Annotated in this window: 19 protein-coding genes; 10 read left to right on the forward strand and 9 right to left on the reverse strand. The window is 46.3% G+C overall.

Going from position 1 to position 21844, the window contains the following annotated elements:
- The first annotated feature begins 144 nt into the window (after positions 1 to 144).
- Both recQ and MMY95_RS09740 read left to right on the forward strand, forming a co-directional pair.
- Positions 145 to 1953 (forward strand): DNA helicase RecQ, encoded by a 1809-nt coding sequence (recQ, locus tag MMY95_RS09735; protein WP_053267245.1) that lies wholly within the window; start codon positions 145 to 147, stop codon positions 1951 to 1953.
- A gap of 42 nt (positions 1954 to 1995) precedes the next feature.
- Entirely contained in the window at positions 1996 to 2877 is an 882-nt protein-coding gene (locus MMY95_RS09740) for an RluA family pseudouridine synthase (RefSeq protein WP_003645740.1), read from the forward strand.
- 191 nt (positions 2878 to 3068) lie between these two features.
- Here MMY95_RS09740 and MMY95_RS09745 read toward each other — a convergent pair whose 3' ends face one another.
- The gene (locus MMY95_RS09745; protein WP_003641203.1) at positions 3069 to 3395 is read right to left on the reverse strand and encodes a metalloregulator ArsR/SmtB family transcription factor; all 327 of its coding nucleotides are present in this window, start codon (positions 3393 to 3395) and stop codon (positions 3069 to 3071) included.
- Positions 3396 to 3729: 334 nt separating this feature from the next.
- Between MMY95_RS09745 and MMY95_RS09750 the strand changes: the two genes are divergently transcribed.
- The 6 genes from MMY95_RS09750 (at position 3730) to MMY95_RS09775 (ending at position 9328) form a co-directional block, all read left to right on the forward strand.
- Entirely contained in the window at positions 3730 to 4512 is a 783-nt protein-coding gene (locus tag MMY95_RS09750; RefSeq protein WP_003641204.1) for an NAD(P)H-dependent oxidoreductase, read from the forward strand.
- Positions 4513 to 4931: 419 nt separating this feature from the next.
- Positions 4932 to 5933, forward strand: coding sequence for a hypothetical protein (locus MMY95_RS09755; RefSeq protein ID WP_241277621.1), 1002 nt, complete (start codon positions 4932 to 4934; stop codon positions 5931 to 5933).
- Entirely contained in the window at positions 5897 to 7147 is a 1251-nt protein-coding gene (locus tag MMY95_RS09760) for a YibE/F family protein (RefSeq protein WP_015640120.1), read from the forward strand. Before MMY95_RS09755 ends, MMY95_RS09760 begins: the two co-directional genes overlap by 37 nt.
- Positions 7144 to 7908, forward strand: a complete 765-nt coding sequence (locus MMY95_RS09765; RefSeq protein ID WP_003641207.1) for a YibE/F family protein — start codon at positions 7144 to 7146, stop codon at positions 7906 to 7908. The genes MMY95_RS09760 and MMY95_RS09765 overlap by 4 nt, the downstream gene beginning before the upstream one ends.
- Before the next feature lie 2 nt (positions 7909 to 7910).
- Positions 7911 to 8528, forward strand: coding sequence for a GNAT family N-acetyltransferase (locus MMY95_RS09770; protein WP_238352281.1), 618 nt, complete (start codon positions 7911 to 7913; stop codon positions 8526 to 8528).
- Between the two features lie 131 nt (positions 8529 to 8659).
- Positions 8660 to 9328: a histidine phosphatase family protein gene (locus MMY95_RS09775; protein ID WP_003644074.1), complete on the forward strand. Its 669-nt coding sequence runs from the start codon at positions 8660 to 8662 to the stop codon at positions 9326 to 9328.
- Between the two features lie 208 nt (positions 9329 to 9536).
- Here MMY95_RS09775 and MMY95_RS09780 read toward each other — a convergent pair whose 3' ends face one another.
- The 8 genes from MMY95_RS09780 to MMY95_RS09815 form a co-directional block, all read right to left on the reverse strand.
- The gene (locus tag MMY95_RS09780) at positions 9537 to 9866 is read right to left on the reverse strand and encodes a bacteriocin immunity protein (RefSeq protein WP_003641210.1); all 330 of its coding nucleotides are present in this window, start codon (positions 9864 to 9866) and stop codon (positions 9537 to 9539) included.
- A gap of 143 nt (positions 9867 to 10009) precedes the next feature.
- Positions 10010 to 11026 carry an alpha/beta hydrolase gene (locus MMY95_RS09785; RefSeq protein ID WP_003645733.1) on the reverse strand — a complete coding sequence of 339 codons (1017 nt, stop codon included), beginning with the start codon at positions 11024 to 11026 and terminating at the stop codon, positions 10010 to 10012.
- Entirely contained in the window at positions 11010 to 12410 is a 1401-nt protein-coding gene (locus MMY95_RS09790) for an MFS transporter (RefSeq protein WP_003645732.1), read from the reverse strand. The genes MMY95_RS09785 and MMY95_RS09790 overlap by 17 nt, the downstream gene beginning before the upstream one ends.
- A 343-nt stretch (positions 12411 to 12753) precedes the next feature.
- Positions 12754 to 14235 (reverse strand): UDP-N-acetylmuramoyl-L-alanyl-D-glutamate--2,6-diaminopimelate ligase, encoded by a 1482-nt coding sequence (locus MMY95_RS09795; protein WP_053267242.1) that lies wholly within the window; start codon positions 14233 to 14235, stop codon positions 12754 to 12756.
- A gap of 194 nt (positions 14236 to 14429) precedes the next feature.
- Entirely contained in the window at positions 14430 to 15632 is a 1203-nt protein-coding gene (gene dapG, locus MMY95_RS09800; protein WP_003641214.1) for an aspartate kinase, read from the reverse strand.
- A gap of 4 nt (positions 15633 to 15636) precedes the next feature.
- Complete coding sequence (gene asnB / locus MMY95_RS09805; protein ID WP_003645730.1) at positions 15637 to 17538, reverse strand: asparagine synthase (glutamine-hydrolyzing); 1902 nt, start codon at positions 17536 to 17538, stop codon at positions 15637 to 15639.
- A gap of 470 nt (positions 17539 to 18008) precedes the next feature.
- Positions 18009 to 18335: an AzlD domain-containing protein gene (locus MMY95_RS09810; RefSeq protein WP_241277622.1), complete on the reverse strand. Its 327-nt coding sequence runs from the start codon at positions 18333 to 18335 to the stop codon at positions 18009 to 18011.
- Positions 18332 to 19033, reverse strand: a complete 702-nt coding sequence (locus MMY95_RS09815) for an AzlC family ABC transporter permease (RefSeq protein WP_202861301.1) — start codon at positions 19031 to 19033, stop codon at positions 18332 to 18334. Before MMY95_RS09815 ends, MMY95_RS09810 begins: the two co-directional genes overlap by 4 nt.
- Positions 19034 to 19363: 330 nt before the next feature.
- Here MMY95_RS09815 and MMY95_RS09820 point away from each other — a divergent pair, with 330 nt between their 5' ends.
- Together MMY95_RS09820 and MMY95_RS09825 are read left to right on the forward strand one after the other, a co-directional pair.
- Positions 19364 to 19582 (forward strand): helix-turn-helix domain-containing protein, encoded by a 219-nt coding sequence (locus MMY95_RS09820; RefSeq protein ID WP_003641218.1) that lies wholly within the window; start codon positions 19364 to 19366, stop codon positions 19580 to 19582.
- A 984-nt stretch (positions 19583 to 20566) separates the two neighbouring features.
- Complete coding sequence (locus MMY95_RS09825) at positions 20567 to 21709, forward strand: hypothetical protein (RefSeq protein ID WP_104795583.1); 1143 nt, start codon at positions 20567 to 20569, stop codon at positions 21707 to 21709.
- The last annotated feature ends 135 nt before the right edge of the window (positions 21710 to 21844 follow it).

Raw genomic sequence — 21844 nt, forward strand, 5'->3', positions numbered from 1 at the left:
GGACGGGCACTTTTCGGTATTTTGATAGTTTTCGTGGCGCAAGTGCGACTTAACGTACCTAGTGATTACCGGGGCGCGTTCTTGTCATGGGCCGGTATTCTCGGTAGAATGAGAGTATTAATTCAAAGAGGGAGTTTACGTGTGATGATTGACTTAGCGGCGGCACAGCAAGTATTAAAGACCACGTTCGGATATGATGAATTCCGACCGGGGCAAAAAGCAGTGATTGAACAAGTGTTGGCCGGTGAAAACACCCTAGCGATTATGCCGACTGGGGGTGGTAAGTCATTATGTTACCAAATCCCAGCGTTACTTTTTCAGGGGCTGACCGTCGTTGTCTCACCATTAATTTCTTTAATGAAAGATCAGGTAGACGCGTTAAATGATAATGGCATCGCGGCGACTTTTATTAACAGTTCACTGGATTTCCAAGAGATTAACGAACGGCTTCAAGAACTACGGGCGGGGGATTATACCTTACTTTATGTGGCACCCGAGCGGTTAGATTCGGATTATTTTATTCAAGCGCTGGGCCGGTTGCCCATCCAACTGTTAGCAATTGATGAGGCCCACTGTATTTCACAGTGGGGGCACGATTTTCGTCCCAGTTATTTAGCGCTCAGCACGGCGATTGAACAATTGCCGACCCATCCGCAAGTTCTAGCTTTAACTGCGACGGCAACTGAGCAAGTTGCTGCGGATATTTGCGGCCGCTTAGCGATCGATCCACAACATGAAGTGAATACTGGTTTTGCCCGCGATAACTTGGATTTGACGGTGGTCAAGGACCAAGACACGGACCGTTACATTTTAGATTATTTGAAAGTTAATCATGGTGAAGCCGGGATTATTTACGCCAGCACCCGTAAAGAAGTGATGCGTCTGACGAGTTTGTTGCAAAAGCATGATATTAAGGCCACGCCGTACCACGCTGGGCTAGATGATGCGGTTCGGCGGCAAAACCAAGAGGATTTCTTGTACGACCGTGTTGACGTCATGGTGGCAACCAACGCGTTTGGAATGGGCATTGATAAGAGTAACGTGCGTTTTGTGATTCACGCGCAGGTCCCCGGAACTTTGGAAGCTTATTATCAGGAAGCCGGTCGGGCTGGCCGGGATGGGTTACCTAGTGAAGCGATTTTGATTTTTCGACCGGTTGATATTCAACTTCAGCACTTCTTTATTGATGAGTCGGAGATGGATACGGAGCACCGACACCTGGCGTATCAGAAGCTACAGGTGATGACACGGTATGCGAATACCCAGGGCTGTTTACAACAGTTTATCTTGAAATACTTTGGTGAAAAATCCGCGCCGTGTGGTCGGTGTAGTAATTGTACTGATCAGCGGGAATCACAGGATATCACCACGGCAGCTCAACAAGTCTTATCGTGCGTCGTTAGGCTTCATTCCCGGTTCGGTAAAGGGGTCGTGGCCCAGGTATTGACGGGCGCTAATAATCAACGGGTCCGCGAATCGAACCTCAATACGTTGTCGACGTACGGGTTGATGTCCGGGCAGCGACAGAAGAGTGTCGTGGAACTGATCGATTTTTTGACTGCGAGCGGTTATTTGCAGTCGGTGGGTGGTCAGTATCCAACGCTGACAGTCTCAGCGAGTGGAGTGGCCGTGCTTAAAGGAACGACCACGGTACACCGAAAGACGGCCCAAAAGGTGCAGCAGACGGTGCCAGAGAACAGTGCCCTCTTCGAACAGTTGCGGACACTTCGGCGCCAATTGGCGGAAGAACAGGGCGTACCACCATTTGTGATTTTTTCTGACCGGACGCTTCATTCGATGTGTGACCTGATGCCAGAAGACGACGCAGCTTTCTTAACGGTCAAAGGGGTCGGGGCCAGCAAACTTGAAAAGTATGGTGAAACCTTTATGGCGACGATTCGAGCGGCAGCTCATGCGGAATCAGCAACTAGCACCGATGAGGAAAACGATTAGATGGCTGATTGGTAAACTACGAGATGAAATGGAGTAACACGTATGGAATTTACTTGGCAACACCAGGGGCAACCAATGGCAATGAAACGATTCCTGACGACGCATGCCATCAGTATGCGAACAATCAAGGCAATCAAGCATGGCACCGGCGCGTTTCTTGTCAATAATCAAGTTCAAACGGGCGTTATTACCATTCATGATGGCGATATTGCGGGAATTCAACTACCAGACGAGGCACCGGATACAGCGGTAGCCGTCAGCGAACAACCAATTCAAATTGAGTATGAAGATGCTAATTGGCTCGTTCTTAATAAACCAGCCGGGTTAACCAGCGTGCCGGGGCCTAGTAATCGGACCGATACGTTGGTCAATCGAATCAAGGGTTATTTGATAGCCAGTCATGCCAGTAATCAACGACCGCACCTGATCACGCGGTTGGACCGGGATACGAGTGGCCTTGTGTTAGTTGCTAAACATCGGGTGGCGCAGGGGATGTTGACAGAGCCCCGAATTGCGGCGCAATTAGTGAAGACGTATCAAGCTTGGATTGAAGGGACCATTACGCCGGCTAGTGGCACAATTGATCGCCCGATTGGCCGGGTGGCTGACAGTCCTCGACGAGTGGTCACCACGGCGGGCCAACGCGCCATTACGACGTATCAAGTGGAGGCGGACCAATTGCAGCATAACGTGAGTCGGTTACGGTTGGAACTTGTGACTGGACGGACGCATCAAATTCGGGTCCATCTAACGACGCTTGGGCACCCCTTATTAGGTGATGCGCTGTATGGCGGTAACTTGGCGTGGATTCAACGGCAAGCCTTACACGCCGCTAGTTTACAGTTCTTTGACCCCTTTTCGGAACAGACTTTACACTTTGAGGCGGCATTGCCAGCTGATCTGCAAGCCCTGAATCACGACTAAGTTCAGTTTAGGACCAGTGATAATCCGGATGAATGGTTAATAAAAATCGGCACTGCTAGAATGCGTTGAACATTCTGGCAGTGCCGATTTTTGGTTGGCAACCGTCTAAAATCAAGCTAACGTTTAGCGGGTAAGTTGCAGGCCTGCGTTATCCTGAAGGTTGCGGTGACTATTGAATGAGGCGCTAGTGCTTACGACTGACTAAGTGGCGCGTTATCAGCCGTTAGCGTCGCAAAAGTTGCCTGTAATTGCTGTAATGGTGCGGTTAACGTGAGAAAATAAATATGCTCGACTCCGTTACTGCGCATATCAATGACCCCAGCTTCACGCATTAAGCGTAGATGATGTGAAACGGCGGGGCGTGAAATATTGACCAAGGCGGTAATATCAGTAACGTTGAGACCATTATCACTGTTCCCCAGAGCAATGATAATCTGACGCCGAATTTTTTCGGCGAAGATATTAATTAGTGTGGCACTTTCAATAAGTGCCGTTTCGGATTGTTGAAAATTAGCCATGGTGACTGCGTCCTTTCAAATTCAATTTACACTTAAGGACTAACTCCCCCCATCGGCAGTACGCTGAATTAGTTGTTAAGTGTTGGTATGACAGCTCGATGTTCAAGTTCTGGTGAAATAGTTGCAGCCAAGAAAACTTTAAGTCTACAAGTTGTCAGTTAGACTAATTGTTATTGGAACGTTCGTACTTATGTATAATTAAAGAAAGTCGTTAATCGATTGTCAAACCTTTTTGTTAAAAGTAAGTACTATTAGCGGGTTTAACAATTGCTGTTCGTTTGATAACCATATTTTTATGTTGAAATGCGTTAAAATAAAAATAGCTTTTGAATGAATGATGGGAGTGGAAAATGTGAAAGTCTTAGGAATATTAGGTTCGCATCGCGCTGATGGCGTGACTGCCCAGCTACTGCAAGCCGTCTTAAAGGGGGCCGCGGCCAGCGCTGACACGGAACTAGTCAACCTCAACGATTATGAGTTGCGACCAGATCACGATAGTCAACCGAATGCTGACTTAGACGCGCTGGAAGCAAAATTAATGGCGGCGGATGTCTGGGTATTAGCTGCACCAACCTATTTGGGGAGCTTATCGGGGGTAATGAAAAACTTCTGTGACTGTTTTCGGGGGCGGATCGCACGGTTTAATTCCGTGGGTGAAGCAGTACCTGATCGCTTTAAGAACAAGCATTATGTGACGATCACGGATTGTTACGCGGGTGGTATTGAAAATTATTTGACCGGCGTGACTGACGCAACGTTTAAAACACTTGATAAATTTTTGACGATGGGTGGTCTCATCAAATTACGGGAGATTGTCGTAACTAAAACGTGGGGTATGCAAACCATCACAGCTGCTAAGCAAGCAGAATGTGAACGGGTCGGCGCGCGGGCTGCACATAAAAAGGAAAGGGATGACAGTACGGTGAAACGGTATATTCAATTATTCTTCATGATTGCGGTGATGGCACTACTAACCATGGGAATCGAAGCGGGGATTCAACAATTGATTCCGCTGAACAATTTTTGGGCCTACTACGGCGTCTTTGTCGTCGTCTTTTATGTTCTTTTAGCAATGATTTTACATTTCTTCACTGTTGTTAAACACCGGCGTCGTTAAGGGATACGGCATGTGCATTCAGCAACAACGACATTAAAATTCAATTGATTAGCAAGCTGGGCTTGGCGTCTTAATCGCCGGAGGTCAGCTTGTTTTGCTATAATAAGAACAATTACGAAGTACCAGCGATTATTTCAGTGTCCACGCGTATAATTAATATGGTATCGTCGAATTAGAAAATGAGGACACTTGGTACTGGTTGCCAGGCGTATGAACCATAATTAAAACATGTTAAATTAGATGAATTTTTATTTGGCAGCATGCTGTGATTGGTTTCGGTTTTGGCGCATCCAAGCTGCCGGTTTTTGAATCTAACTTTGTCAAAAACTAATCATGGGTCATGCCCAAAAACGTATTATTGATTTCAAAATTAATTTTGTTAAATAAAGGCTGTCAATCAAGGTACGAGGAGGAATAGCATGCAAGTTTTTGGACAATTTATTGCAACAGTCGGTTGGCTAGGATTGGCACTAGTCGCCAGCGAACTAGGTGCGACGTTAATCCATTGGCTCGGTCAGTGGGTCGGATTTCGATTAATTGGTGCTCGAATTGTCCGGATTACCGGTTTTCGACTTCAATTAAGTCGGGTTCGTGGTCATTGGAAATTAGAACGACCGCTGACGCGTCATCCACATATCGTGGCAGCACCCCCGGCGGATGCCAAACGGTTCAATCACGCCATTTATTGTTTTGGCGGTGGCCTGTTCAACTTACTGACGGTCATGCTCAGTTTAATAACTCTGAATCAATTTAAGTTTAGTTTCGATTTATGGTTGTTTTCGTTCATTATTTGGATCTGGGTCAATACGTTGAAAGCCGCCCAATTATTACCAATGAACTTGCACGGTTATCCCACGGCGGGACAGGAATTTCGGCAGGCACGCGAATCAACGGTGGCGATGACCGCCGCGTATGTCACTGCGTGTGCTGCGGCCGTTAAGGTTCAGACCGGTAGTGTCCGTGACCTTGATGCGAGTATGATTGTTATGCCGCGCGATGGTGGCAATCGGAATTATTTAGTCGTCCGGCAAGCCTGGTTGATTCTGGAATGGGGACTTCAACATGGGCTGGACACCTCCGAACTGTTAGCGGGGTTGAGTCGCTTGGAGCCAAGTTTCAATACGTTGCCGCCAGCTGATTTGGCGAAGTATTTAGATGCGACATTGTACTGGAACTTGGTCACCAATCATCGTGACCCCCAGATCATAGCCTGGTATCAAGATGATGGTGTTCAACAGTTATTACGTCGTTACCAACCTTTGGCTCATTATAAGTTAACTGCCGTTTATGAATGGCGGGTCCATCAGCAACCTGAACAGGCCCTGGCATTGATTGAAAAGGGACTAAAAATTGCTCAGCGCCTCCACGATGAGGAAGAAATTGCTTGGCTGAAAGCTTTACGCGTTCAAGTAACGGCCTAGATTACCGTAGAACCTTAGATTCTGTTAAAGATTGCCAGAATCGAAGTTTGTATTGGAAAATGGGTGGTAAACTGGTGACCATTGAAGTGAAAAAAGGTGAAAATGTGAAACAGCGAATCAAGCAACGGTGGGGGTTGTGGTTAACACTGCTGGTGATTATTTTAGGACTAATCGGGGTTGGATTGACCCGAGTTAATGCGGGACTTTATCAGCAGACAGTTGCACAAGTGACCCACGTGCAGACTAAGAGTCGAAGCACGACGACGGATGAATTTGAGAATAAGGATGCGACAGTGACACAGTTGGTAACGGTCCGGGTGCTCAATAAGGCACATCGTGGTCGAACTTACCAGATCAAGAATACGTATACGCGCTCAGGCGCAATGGATCAGCCGTATCACGTCCGTAATCAAGTCTTCTTACGGATTCCTAGCGATCATAGTAGTGCAGTGACGATTCAGGGGTTAAAACGAGATACCGCATTGGCGTTTGTCGCGTGGTTAGCCCTAGCACTGCTCTTGTTAATTATGCGTTTCAGCGGTCTGATGGCCTTTTTGAGTGTCGCACTCAATGCTGTACTATTTTATGCCGCCATTCAGATCGATTTAGCTACTAATGGTGGTCACATTTACCTGCTCTTTGGCGTATTGGCCGTAATCTTCGCCGTGCTCACACTGTTGCTAGTTCTCGGTTTTAGTCGTCAAATGTTAGTAACATTGGGCGCGACTGTGGTTGGCACGGGACTGGCTGTCATTATTAGTCTGATCGTCTTTGCGGTGACCCATGAGCGTGGTGTGACTTATGAATCGATGCAGTACGTGACGCAGGTTCCCCGACCGTTATTTTTAGTCGAAACAGTCCTCGGTTCACTCGGAGCAGTCATGGATGAATCAACAGATATTGTTGCTTCATTGTTTCAATTGAAAACGGAGCGCCCGGACATTGCACCACGACAAGTATTTAAGTCGGGTATTCAAATTGGCCGGTCTATTATGGGACCCTTGATCAACGTGCTATTTTTGATTTTCATGGCGGATACTTTCGCGATGACTTTGCTCTATTTCCGTAACGGCAATAGCTGGGGTTACACTTTTACAATGAATATGTCGTTGGGGATGGTCCAAAGTTTGATTTCTGGTATCGGTATCGTTTTAGCGATTCCAGTAGCCAGTTGGTTAGCCAGTCGATTGATGCCTAAGGCGGTGATGGCATGAACACGATTACCGTTTTAGGATTGATCTTACTAGGATTGATGACATTAATTGGTGGTAAGACTGGAGCGACGGCCTTTTTGAGTTTGTTATTTAACTTTGGATTGTTGTTTTTAGCCGTTGTTTTGATTTCATGGGGCTTTCCAGCAATGGGGGTGTCGTTGGTCATTGGGACAATCATCTTGGCCTTCACGATTTTCTTTGGGGAGGACAACGAAGTGGCGGCCAAGCCAGCTTATATTGCAGCATTGATTGTTATGGTCATTTTAGTGCTGATTATTTTTCCCGTTGAAAATTGGATCATGGCGCAGGGCTTTAGTTTAGAAGATAGTGAAGATCTGGAAGGTATGTCGTTAGCCATTGGGGTCTCCTTTATTGGCGTAGCAGTAACTGAAGCAATTTTAAGTACACTAGGGGCCATTGCGGAAGCTGCTATTGCGATTGCGGCTGGTCTGAGTGAAATTCTGGCGCAGCATCCGCAGTTGCCAACTAAGCGACTCTATATCGATGGTATCAGTATTGGTAAGCAGATTATCGGGACGACTTTTAATACCTTGTTTTTCGGCTTTTTTGGTGGCTTCTTGGCGCTATTTATCTGGTTTGCGGGCTTACATTATTCCTTCGGGAGTGTTATCAATAATAAAATATTTGTTGCGGAAGTATTAATGGTATTATTCTCGTTAATTGGCGTTATCCTGGTAGTTCCCGTCACGACGTGGGTGATGACGATTCAACATCGGCAACAAATTAAGCACAACGATTGACGATGACCGCGGGATTTGCTACGGTTGAGAAAACAGTTGGGAGCGTTGTGATGATGGAAATTCGAACGGCACAACCGCAAGATAGTGCTCAAATTGCACCATTGATTGCGATGATTTACCGTGATATGGAAATGCCAGTCTTAAAAAATGTTAGCGAGGCCGACCTATTGGCAATGTTGACTGAGTTGTATCAGCGACCGGCCAATTTAGATGGGTTAGCGCAGACTTTTGTGGCGGTCATGGATCACAAAATCGTCGGTGTCGCGTTTGGGCACTTAGCGAAGAATGAAGTCGCTGTAAACGATTTGTTGCGGACGACTTCAGGTCATCATGCGGGGTTTGAGGCACCACTGGAATTAGGTGGTGAGACCCGGCCGAATGAGTGGTATTTAAGCATGTTGGCAGTTGATCCGCAAGCTCAGGGTCACGGAGTTGGTAGTGCCTTACTAGAAGTATTACCAGGACTCGTTGGTCAACTGGGGGCCACGAAACTGAGTTTAAACGTTGATGATGGCAATCCCCGGGCAGCTAAGTTATACCACCGGCATGGTTTTGTCCCGGATGGTCAGCTCATGATTGGCACACATCCGTACCAGCACTTGGTTAAGCCTTTATCATAATAACTGAAATATCGTGGTGTGTTTCTTAGACCACGGTATTTTTTTACGTCATTATGGCACTGAAGACTTTTCTATTGAGCATGACACAGTTAGAATTAAACTATTGAACGGATTAGGAAGGTGAACGTGCCATGCAGATTTATTTCATTCGTCACGGTCGAACACAATATAACTTAGAACACCGATTTCAAGGTGGACGAGCAGATTCCCCGCTGGTTGCTAGCGGAATCGATGGGGCAAAAGCCGCTGGTGATTACTTAAGCACCACCCAATTTTCAGCAGTATATAGCAGTCCGCAGCAACGAGCGCTGGATACGGCGAAATACATTGTGGCTGCCAATCAGTGGCAACCGCCGATTCAAATCGACGATGGCTTGCGTGAGTTTGATTTTGGTGATTGGGACGGCAAACAGGAAGCGGAAGTACAGCCGCAGTCCTACGCCCAAGTTATTTTTACTAAACCCGCCGAATACCGACCGGAACTAGCTGGCGGTGGCGAAAGTTATGCGGATTTTGTCACCCGAACGACTTCGACGCTACATCGTTTGATTGATCAAGTTGGGGTAGCTAGCACGCAACCACTATTAATCGTATCGCACGGCCTGGTGACGACGATGACTGTCAAGGCGTTAATGGGTGTCCCCGTAGCAGAATTACGAGCACCTTTTGTGGTCGATGGGCAAGTTATGAAGACAGTCGGCCACGGAATCGTGGATAATGATAGCCTGACAGTGTTATCGACGACGGATAATCAGCATTTTGAACTGACGACTTGGAATGAAACCGGGTACTTGAAGTAAATGGCTGAGCCAAGTACAACGCCTTACTTTAGCTGTTAACTTGACTCTGATCGATAAAATTTTAAGTAGTTAGTAAAGGGACGCTTCTGGCATGGTTTGTCAGGAGCGTCCCTTTGAAATTAACGGTTGATTCAAGTTATTTGTCTGTGTTCCGGTTCAAAACTGTTGTTAATATGATTTATAGTGAGCGCTCGCACGTGATAGTGCTTTACCACAGCCCACTAAAAATACTAGCTGCCGCCACGCCCCAATAATATTCGGAGGTGCGGGCGGTTTGGGTGTAGAGTGTGTTAATTGCTTGGAGTGGTTGGTGCATGTGATCACGCATGACGCGCATTGCCATGCCGTTAACTTTAGTGGCAATTAATAAATAGTTACCGTTCTTGTCAAGTTCCATAGCATAGCGAAGTAAGTCAGCACGAACTTGTGCGTCTTGTTTAACTTCAGGATCATTATAGGCAACGTCGATTTGTTGCATCAAACGCTTGGCTTTATCATTTTTGTTCACGTTAATCCCCCCATGCCAAGAGTATAGCACAAGTCTCAGACTTAAATGTTAGCTTAACGCGAAACCGCCCGCATTTCGGATAGTAAAATGCGGGGCGGTTTTTATCAGTCCGCTTGTTTTTTACATGTGATTTCTGCAACGTGATACTGGTGATTTTTGATATGCCCTAGTCGCTAAATTAACGCGGCCGCCATCACTTGGGCCACATCTTGGCTTTGCCAATACTGATCCACTAATGGTGCGAAAGCGTGGTTCAAGCCCTGATACTGAATAAACGTGGTCGCAGTATCGGCAGCGGCCAGGCGTTGTGCATAAGCCCAAGCTTGTGGTCGGAATGGATCAAACTCGCCGACCATGATCGTGGTTGGTGGTGTCATTGTGAAGTTTTCCTGGTGTAGCGGTGAGATGAGTGGAGAATGTGAATCAAAGTTCTCTGGAACATAATAATCCGTCATGATGCTGTCAAGTTGCCGAAAGAGGTCGTGATAGTTGGTGAGAATGGCACGCTGTGAGTCAATAATCGGAAAGGCGGCCAAATCCCAGAGTGGACCGGCGTGGTCAGCATTTGGGGCGGTAACTGGGTACAACAGCAGTTGTTGATTGATACGATTGCTACCGAGTTGTTGATTCAGATTTGTTGCAGCCATGATGACGTTAGCGCCAGCCGAATCGCCAGCAACGGTAATCATTGTTTCAGCGTCACGTTGTTCCAAATATTGGAAAATCGCGAGCCCGTCTAAAATACCAGCGGGTGCTGGTGCTTCTGGCGCTAAGCTGTAATCGACATTAAGAATCTCGCAGTGACTTTTAGCTGCGACCAGCTTTAAAAGGACCGTATTATTGCCGGGAACACCGCCGTAAAAGGCACCACCGTGGAAGTAGACCAGTACTGTGTGATTAATGACATTTTGTGGTGTCAGCCATTCAACGCTGACCGTGCGATTCAGAGCCGTAATATTTCGACTTTGAACTGTAACCGCATCACCAACAGGGTCCGCGATGGCGGGGGTTAAACTACCACTGCGGAGCGCCGCTAGATCATTTTCAAGGATGGGTGGTTGTTTGAAGGCCGTTAGTGTTTGAAGGACGTGCGGGTCAAATTGTTCACCGGCGATGTCGTTGTTAAATGGTTTAACGATTTTGACGACGCCGTTGACGGTTGTTTGAATCGAATTAATTGTTGGCATCATATTCAACATCCTCCTTAGGTTCAACTTTAGCCGCTGCGTCGGCCTTGTTGGCTTGTAATTCTTTTTCGTCTAACCGATAGAATTGCATCATGAAAATCATCGCGGCTAATAAAATAATCGGCATCCAAATAAAAGCGAGATTAATAAATGTAATGGTTCGTCCGGACTGTACAGCTGCCTTGGCATTGAATTGTCCCCATGCGAGAAATTGACCGGCTAGAAAACCGCCAATTCCCATTCCTAATTTGGCGCCAATCATTGGTACGGCAGATAAAAATCCGGTTTCATTTAGGCCCAGTACTTTCGTTGAGTAGTCAACGGTATCTGATAGCATCGCGAAGACAATCGTGAACGTGATCCCCATCGCAATCAAGAAAATGACGGAGCCAGCAATTAGTAGGCTCACACTACGCATCTTTTCAGCGATTGGCAGCAGTAGTTGGCCGATAACGCCCAGTACGAGTGAAAACTGCAAAACGTTACGGTTCTTAAAGCGTTGTGATAGGAATGGTACGGACAGGTTCCCGATGACGGAAACAAAGCCAATCCCCAGGAAAATTGGCGCTAATTCAGGCCGACCGTAGACGTATTTGATAAAGAAGATCGCTGAATTTCCCCGTAGCATCCAGAAGGTTTGTAGCAGAATGAATGAGCAGGCTAATAATAGCCATGGTTTGTTGCTAGCCGCACCCTTCAAGCTTTGCCAGATTGAGAGTGATTCGGCTGACTCAGTGGTACCGTCTGGATTTTGTGCACCGTTAGTTTCCTTGAGATTGAGAAAAGCAAAGATGAAGAGTCCCATGATAACGAGGCCTAAGATAATAGCCCAGAGGGTGAAACCTTTCGACTGATTGCCTTTGCCGAGTAATTTAACCATTGGCAAAGTGATGGCAGCCACTGCACTGGTCCCGATGGTTGTCATGACCATCCGAGCACTCGCTAACTTGGTCCGTTCAACGCTATCATCAGTCAAGCTTGGTAAAATCGAAGTAATGGGCGTGTTGGCACCAGAATAAATCAGGCTAAAGAAAGTGTAAGTGATTGAAATGTAGACGAGTCGCATTGTGGTATTGCCGCCAAATGATGGAATCATGAATAGCGACATGGCCAGCAACCCTAACGGAATGCCAAACCACACAAAGTAGGGGCGCGATTGTCCATACTTCGTGTGTGTATGATCAATCAAATAACCATAAATCAATGCATCAAACGCATCAATGAAGCGCACGACGAAGAACAGCATTCCTGCAAAAGCAGCTGAGATGCCCGCGACCGTTGTGTAATAGAACAGTAAGTAAGTGCTGACCATTTGCCAAATAATATTACCGGCCATGTCAGTGGAACCGTATGCAATTCGGCGTTTCCAAGTTTGAAAAATTGACATTATAAATCCCCCCAAACGAATTAAACTTAAACTAACAATGATAATTAACCCCTTTTATCAACATAATTATATTTCCAAATTAGGTGAATTATCAAAGATAGGCGATAGTTTGGCTGGTTAATAATCGAAAGGTGGGTGCATCTTTTGTACAAACACGACTGATGCCTGTTTTGTAGCGCTGGTTGGGAGAAAGCCAAACAAGCAAAAAACACCCCCAGCAACGGCCAATCAAATTAGCTGTTGCTGGGGGTGTTAATGGTTAAAGACGCGTGTCGCGGATGTCACCAATTGTTAACAGAAATAGAATTGAAAATAGCCTTGTCGGTCAGTTCTGTTTTGACCATTAATCAATGGTTGGTTTCAGAGCTAGTGTTTTAGCGGCTTCTTCACTGTCATCAAAGTGATGCTTAGTCCGGCCGATGATTTGATAATCTTCGTGGCCTTTACCAGCGATTAAAACAACGTCGCCGGGTTGTGCTGCTTCAATGGCCTTGGCGATGGCAACGTGGCGGTCTTCGTAGACGGGCACGTCGGCGTTTGGCACGCCGGCAACCATGTCATTTAGAATCATGGTTGGGTCTTCCGTCCGAGGATTGTCAGAAGTAAAGATTGGCTTAGTACTGTGTTCGACAGCAATTTTAGCCATCTTTGGCCGTTTCGTCTTGTCGCGATCACCACCACAGCCGACGACGCAATAAATATCCTTAGTCGCGAAATCTTGAATCGTTTCTAGGGCATTCAATAAGCCGTCCGGAGTGTGTGAGTAGTCAACGATGACACTGACACCCGTGTGGGAAGGAACGGATTGGAAGCGGCCCTTAACGCCGGTAACCTTCTCCAGTGACTTAATGATTTGGTCTTCGGGGATGCCACTAGCGTAAGCTGCGGCGAAGGCCGCCAGCATGTTGTACACGTTGAACTGGCCAATCAGTTGCATCGTCACGTGGGTTACGTGGCCGAAGACGGAGAGGTCAAATTCAGTCCCGTGGCTCTTGATTTCAACATTTTGTGCGTTGATCATGGCATCTGGTTTGAGTCCAAATGTTAGTACGTGCGCTGCCGTGTACTGTTCAAATTCACGGCCAACGGGATCATCGGTGTTCAGAACAGCGACCTTATTAGTTCCGTCGGCGCTGTACTTATTGCCCAGTTGTGCAAAGAGCATGGCCTTGGCTTCCGTGTACTTAGCCATTGTTTTGTGGAAATCCAAATGGTCTTGCGTCAAGTTCGTGAAAACGGCGATGTCGTAATCAATCCCCCAGACCCGTCCGAGTACGAGGGCAATTGAAGAAACTTCCATGGCGACAGTTTCAACACCGGCATCCCGCATGGCCGCTAGAGTCCGTTGCGTTGTGATGGCGTCGGGGGTGGTGTTGGTAGTTGGCAGTTTTTCATCCTTGATTTTGCGATACATGGTCCCAATCAGGCCGGTGGCTTGCTGCTGATCACGATAGATTTGTTCGATCAGGTGGGTGACAGTGGTCTTACCATTGGTACCCGTCACCCCAATCATCCGCATCTTTTGACTAGGCGCACCGTAGAAAACGTCGGCAAGAATTGCCATAGCGCGTTCGGTGTTTTCAACGTAGATGACCGGTACGTTGACGTCTAAAGGTTTTGACGCCACGATGATCTTGGCCCCTTTTCCGATGGCCTGATCAACGAGGTCGTGACCGTCGACGTGATAACCAACGACGGCAATAAACATGGCGCCGGGCTGAACTTCGCGGGTATCCTGCGTCAGCATGGTGACATCAAAGTCCGTGGTCAAGGCGGGCTGAACCTGCTTGAATTTTAAACTATTAATTAATTGACTTGCTTGCATAATATTAGCGTCCTTTTCAATAAAGTTACTGTTTCTAGAATACATGCAAACCGGATAATTGTCACCCCAAATGAGAATTGAAATTATGCTTGTAATCGCTCGGTACATGGTGTGCTGCTGGTTGAACGTGCCATCTCCAGGCCAATCTAGGTCAACAAAAAAGCCCGGCAATTAAGCCGGACTTGCAGGGATGGTTATTCGATTCCTAAGAACTCATCATGTAAGGCGTTCATGGCCGCTTTTAAATCGGCTTCCTTAACGAGCACCCAGATGGTCGTATAACTATCGGTCGATTGTAAAATATCGATATGTTGTGCAGCTAATGCCGAGACGATCCGAGCAGTGACGCCGGGTGTCCCAGTGATACCAGCACCGACAACGGAAACTTTAGCACAGTTCGCAATTGACTGACAATGGACGTGCGCGTCAGTCAGTAGCTGCTTGGCAACGTCCGCGTCACCATCAACCAGGTTGAAGACAACTTGGTGTGGTGTAATGTTAATAAAGTCAACACTCAAACCGTGCTGTGCCATCAATTGGAAAATGGCACTTGAACTTAACGTATCGGTAGGAACAGTAAATTGCGTCAAATCAGTTTGGTGTGCAATCCCTGTCACGGTACGATAATGTTCGATTTGGGTCGTGGTCCGGTCAGTGACTAAAGTCCCTAATTCGTCGGGTTCCTGATAAGTTGACCGAATCCGCATCGGCACGTGAGCTTGTTCTGCAATTTCAACAGCACGCGGATGAATGACCTTAGCACCTTCATGGGCCATGTTAGCAAGTTCTTCGTAGCTGATGGCCTTAATGAAGCGGGCGTGGGTGACGAGTCGTGGATCGGCAGTCATCATGCCGTTGACATCAGTAAAAATATCAACACGTTTTGCTTTTAAAGCGGCGCCGAGGATGGCTGCTGATGTATCGGAACCACCACGGCCAATCGTAGTAATGTGGCCGCTCTCAGTAGCACCTTGAAAACCAGTTACGACTACCACGTCGGCGTCAATAAAGGCGTCCGTGATTGGTTTCGGATCAACGCGGAGAATCTTCGCATTTTGAAAATCGTCGTTAGTCACGATGCCAGCATCATGACCAGTCATGGCCGTGACGTTTAGGCCTTGCTTACGCGCTAACTCGGTAAAGACAGCGGTCGAGATGGTTTCCCCAACTGAGACCAACATGTCGAGTTCTCGATTGGTTAAGCGGGAGTGCTCGGCCCCAACTAATCCGAGTAATGAGTCGGTGGCGTAAGGGGCACCTTTCCGGCCAATTGCTGAGACAACGACAATGACTTTATCGCCCTGATCGACGGCGTATTGAACGTGCTTTAAAGCTTGAATACGGGCGGCTTCGTCCTTGACTGACGTGCCGCCGAACTTTTGAACAATAATTTCCATTGATCTAAAACTCCTCGACTTTTTCCGCAACGGCGTTAGCTTCGGGGCTATCCATCAAGTGGTCAGATTCGACATAGAGTCGGTGCCACATCATGAAGGTGAGGACCGTCCAGAGTTTCCGAGAATTATCCCGAACGCCGGCCTTGTGGTCATCTAAGAGTTTCAAGAAGTAGTCCTTATTGAAGTATTGGTCAGTTTGCGAATCGTTAATGATCTGCTTAGCCCAGTCGTACATTTCATCTTTGAGCCAGAACCGAATTGGTACTGGGAAACCAAGCTTTTTACGGTGAAGGACGTGCGCTGGCACGATGTCTTCGACCGCTTTACGAAGAATGTACTTTGTTGTGCCGTGACTAATTCGAAGATCAGCTGGAATTTCGGCTGCTAAGTTATACACTTCACGGTCAACAAACGGGGTCCGCAGTTCCAAACTGTGCGCCATCGTTGTCCGGTCGGCGTTATGCAACAAGTCACCGTTTAACCACGTGTGCATATCGATGAATTGCATCCGACTGATTGGATCATAGTCGACGGATTCATCATAGAGCGGTTGCGTGATGGACTGGAACGGATGGTTCTGATTGTAATTCTTGAAGAAGGCTTGTTTTTCTTGTTCACCAAAGATAAAGGCGTTCCCAACATAGCGATTTTCTAATGGGGTGGTCCCTCGTAGTAAGAATGACCGACCACGCATTCCCTCTGGCATCATGAGTGCGATACGCTTCAAGGCACCATTAATCGGTTTCGTGTAGCGGAACGGTTTCAATGATTCTGGTTCATGATAGATGGTGTAGCCACCGAAGAGTTCGTCAGCGCCTTCACCAGTCAAACAAACCTTAACGTGTTTGACCGCTTCTTTGGCTAAGAAATACTGCGGCACAGCGGCCGGGTCAGCCAACGGATCATCCATGCTCCACACAAAGTGCGGGAAGGCCTTCATGAAGGCTTCAGGCGTAATCGTCATGCTGTAATTCTTAACACCAAGCTTTTCAGCGGTCTCTTGAGCAACGTCAAGTTCACTATACCCTTCACGTTCGAAACCAACGGAGATCGTTTCAAGGTTTGGGTTGAAGTTTTTTGCAATCGCGACGATGATTGATGAGTCGATCCCGCCTGAAAGGAAAGAACCAACTGGTACATCGGAACGCATGTGAATCTTAACGGAGTCAATTAAGGCATCTTTGATTTTTTTGGCATACTCGTCTTCAGAACGTTGGACCGGATGGAATTCACGGTGATAATACCGATCGATCCGTGGCGCAGACCCCAACTTTTTCGTCAAGGAGCAACCAGGGGCGAGCATTTTGATTTCTTTTGTGAGTGTTTCTGGTTCAGGAACAAATTGGAACGTCATGTAATCTTGTAAGGCATTTTTATCGAAGGTTTTATCCTTTAAAATCTTGTAAATGGCCTTGCTTTCAGAAGCATAATAGAAGTCATCACCACTGATAGCGTAATAGAACGGCTTGATCCCGAACTGATCGCGCGCGGCAAATAACGTTTTTTCTTGTTTATCCCAGATGACGAAAGCAAACATTCCCCGTAAGTACTTCGTTGCGTCAGCGTGGTACTTGGCGTACATCGCAAGAATTACTTCAGAATCGGAGCTTGTTTTGAATTCATAGCCTTCTTGTTTGAGTTGTTCACGTAATTCAACGTAGTTATAAATTTCCCCGTTAAATGTCATCCAGTAACGTTCATTATCATAAGATAGTGGTTGGTGACCACCGGCTAAGTCAATGATACTTAAGCGCCGAAAACCCATGGTAATGTTGTCATCAGCAAAATAACCGTCATCATCGGGTCCCCGATGGACAATCATTTTAGTCATTTCGTGGATGGTCTGATCGTAAGCTGCGTTATCCGCTTTAGTCCGATCAGTTAAGCAACCAGCAAAACCGCACATGTCTGTTCATCTCTCAATCTTTAAAGTTTAGACAGTTCTTATCTACTATATGTGTACAGATGGTTCGTTGTTAATTTACCCGTTTCATTCACGGATGTAAAGCACTCTGAACAATTATAACGGTTTCTTACCAATGTCTGTCATAATTATGCTTGACAATCCGCGACGTACACTTTGACTATTATACTTGCTTTAATTCATAAGATAAAGCGGAGCGCGCAGATGGAACGCTTTCATTGATAAAAATTTCATATTGCGTGAAACGTCCAATTAGTTGGATGCCGGTTTATTGGCAGAGCGGATTTCTACTGACTATTTAGGTAGTTCGAATTGACCGTTATTGACATGACACATTTAGATGCTGATTGCCGGCCTTATGGCTGAAAAAGTCACAGAAAAATCCCGCAAACTCATGCACAAATTTGCGGGACGTTTAAGTAGGAATATTAAATTAGATGTGACCTTGCGCTCTAAGCCCAGCCAACTAGGCGTAATACGGCCATGGCAACGATACCTGTGATAACGACGGCTAGTAAACTTTTGGTGAGCACTCCTGCAAGAATGGCAGGAATTGAGGCATAAATATTTGGGAGATTAAATTCTGGCCAGTGTCCCGCATGGTAGGTGAGCAGACTTTCCACAAAAATAGCGGTCATAATGGCAACTGGCACAAATGATAAAAAGCTGATTGGCCATTGGGGGACTGACAGATTTTTAATGATGGCAAACGGGACAATGCGTGATAGCCAAGTCACGAGGCCGCAGAGTAAGATGGTCACAAAAATGTAAGTACTCATTTGTGGTCCACCACCATTCCAAAACCGCAACCGAGTAGCGTCGCAAAGATCAAAGCCAAGTTGCCCGGAACCCAACGCATGAGAAAATACATGGCGAGGGCCACAAATAGTACGACCCACAACTGGGTCGGCAATGATTTACTGCGATCCGTGATGATCTGCAAGTAAAGTAAACCAATGAACATACCAACAACGGCAAAATCCAAGCCGAACTGGTTAGGGTCAGTAATCAAGTTACCTAAAAGGCACCCCACCACTGTCGCGGCTGCCCAAACTAAGTAAGCCACAATGTTAGCAGCGTGTAACCAACTCGTTTTTAATTGTTGATTGGTCTGATTGAGCTTGTTCATGCTGAGCGCGAAGGTCTCATCAGTTAGTAACGATCCCAGTCCGATATTTTGCAATAACGACTCTTTTTTGAAATATTGAGCGATTGACATGCTCATTAAAATCATGCGTGAATTAATCAAAAAAGTGGATAAGACGATTGCCAAAATCGGACTACCTGCTAGGAGCATACTGACGATAATAAATTGTGCGGAACCAGCATAGACGATTAGTGACATGAGCAGAACGGCCCAAACTGATAGGTGACTCGTGTTGGCGACAATGCCCATTGCTAGGCCAACGCCAATGTATCCAAAGACGGTGGGAATGACATCCTTGATGCCCGCGCGAAAGGTTAAACTAGAATCCATAAATGTACGACCTCCGATTCAATAAGTATGCGTTAACCAACACTAAATGGGATTATCTGACAATTAGTGTGGTTCATGAAACAGGATAACTATGTAGGTTAAGTTTGAGTGCGTGTTATGATGAAAAAGCACGCTTGATATCCGCCAATAGTAAGGTGACGAATGAGGCAAAGGCGGGTTAAGAATTAGTTTACTACTTTCGGTGAAAATAATGAAGAAAATTATCATTGACTTTTAATCGTGACGTTACGAAATTGTTGCTTGCATTTCAAAAGCTGGGGGCGTAACATAATCACATTGATTTTTTGAAAGGACAAATGGTGAGAGAAAATGACTCTGGAACAATTAGCAGCCCATAGCGGGGTCGCTGCTGATAAAATCGTCGCCTATACCAATGCCGGGTTATTACCTTGCAAGGATGTCAACGCGCATTTTAGCGCCGATGATGAATATTGGCTAGATATGGTCAATTGCTTCTTAGAAAATGGCTCATCCGTCGAGGATTTGAAAGATTTAATGCCACTTTGTGAACAGTGTGCAGCTCAATAAATAAGTAAGTTAAGACAATCGCACCGATTCTACTAGAATTGGTGCGATTGTTTTTTTATTACTCATCGTTATTAAACAATCATGATTAAAACGTGCCGATTCTTAAGTTCAAAAGCAGCCAGCTTAGACCCGCTGGGAAAAGTTCAAGTTAGCGTAAATATGCTTAGATTGGTTCGTCCTACATCGACCTCCAGGCATTTCTGCCAATTGCCGGAACGTGGTGGGCACAGATTTGAGCCGAAAAACCACGTCTCAAATACTGGCCTTTCACTAACCAAGCACAGAACGCTTGCTAAGTGAACTTTCACCACTGGGCATTGTCAAAAACGCCTTCCAGTCGGGATAGTATTCGAATGGCAGACGGTGAGGTACCCAACTTTTGATGAATTGGTCGTTGCTTTTCATAAACGGTAATTTTGTCAATCAACTGTCAGACTAAAAATAATATTGAGATGGCTCACTAATCCTGAATCGGTGTAGTAGGATTTAATCTCTTGACAGAGTGCTTAATGCACCTAGCGCTTTGTTTAAACTTCCAGCATCAAAATAGTCAGCGACTAATTGTACCAAATTAGGTGGTCGTTCATCAGCCATTCGAGCGGTTTCCCGACCGGAGGGGCTGGGTGACAATGCTCAGTAGCCAAATTATTCTTAGTCGGAAGTGGGTTGCTTCCGGCTTAGAATAAGACTCGTATTTGAGATGACGCGGGTTATGCGTTAGCTCAAATCGACGTCGGCTTACGTTCCAGCAATTGTCACCCAGCCCCGGAGGTCGACATAGGACGTGCACCGGCTGACGAACAGGAATCCACCTAATCGGCACGGTTTAATCATAATTAGTCCTGATTGGTGTTTTGGAGCGGACACTATTTTTTAAATGTTCAATCGGAATATAAATTAATTTATATGGGCTAGCAGGATTGAGGGACTAACGGTATACTTATTGAAGCATAAATACCAACCAAAAAGGATAGTGAAGCAGGGATGAAATCGGGGAAGCACCGGGTATCATTATTGATACTGTTATGTTTGATGGTGGTCGGTTTAGCTGGCTGCCATAACAAGGCGTATTCGCAGTCAATCGAGAAGGGGTTAAATGCGGTTGCTGAGAATAAATACCAAAAAGCGCTGACGTATTTTGATAACGCGCTAGCGCAGAAGCCCAAGGATGAAAAGGCACAGGCGTACCGGGATCAAACGCAGGCCTACTTGACGACCACATCGGAGTTGAAGGCCGGAAAAGTTAAAACGGCGCTGACGACGGTTGATAAGGGTGTCAAGATTACGAACGGGGCAACAAGTTTGACGAATAAGCTGAAACAGTTGAAAGTCACCGTAACCAGTGATTATCAGGAATATCAGCAATTGTCAGATGATGTTAAAGCACAGTTAAAGGTGAAGAACGGCAACTATTCAGCGGACGTGCTCAAACGTTGCGCAGCCATCAACTGGGATAAAAAGCCATATTTGAAACCGTTGAAGGCTAAGGTAAAACAGTTATTGACTGCGGCAAAAAAGGCCAAGACGAATATGAAAGTTAGTGCGGCTGAAGCGAAACGAGCAGCGGCGTTACGTCGGAAGATTGCTGCCGCTAAAAACAAGTGGAACATGGCCGAATTAGACGATGTGCCCGATTGGTTCATTTTGGCACTTTTTGCCGACGATAGTGATGTGGATGATGCTGCTGAAGAATTAGATGACGAATATGCCGATCAGGCCGACGATAATGACGATTATTCGGATCGGGATGAGCAAACGACTGATTCGAATGATGACACGAACGACACCGACGCGGATTCGGCTGATGACGATTGGAGTGATCAAGATACGGATTCGAATGACGATACCGACGATGATTCCGATACTAATAGCGATGCTGACAGCGATTCGGATTACTCAGAAGATGATGACGATGAAGATTCGAATCGTGATGACGCCGATGACAGCGAAACCCAATCCGATGACGATTACGATGATGATACTGATAGTGAGTCTGATGACGACGATTATGATACTGATGATCAATATGACGATGATGATGACTACGATGACGCCGAGAGCCTACTCAACCCGGCACCTGTTCAACCGTCAGTGGCCGACCGGCTGTTTGCGTCGGCTAGTTGTTAGTCGTTCAGCGGTAAAATCACCAAAGATCGTCTGACAGTTTTAATAATGCAGTTATGGGCGATATAAAAACAAGCGTCCGCGTTGATTAGATCAACGTGGACGCTTGTTTTCTTACGTGGAGTTTGTTGCCGAACA

This window comes from Lactiplantibacillus sp. ME-2 (assembly GCF_022549155.1).
Classification (GTDB): domain Bacteria; phylum Bacillota; class Bacilli; order Lactobacillales; family Lactobacillaceae; genus Lactiplantibacillus; species Lactiplantibacillus plantarum.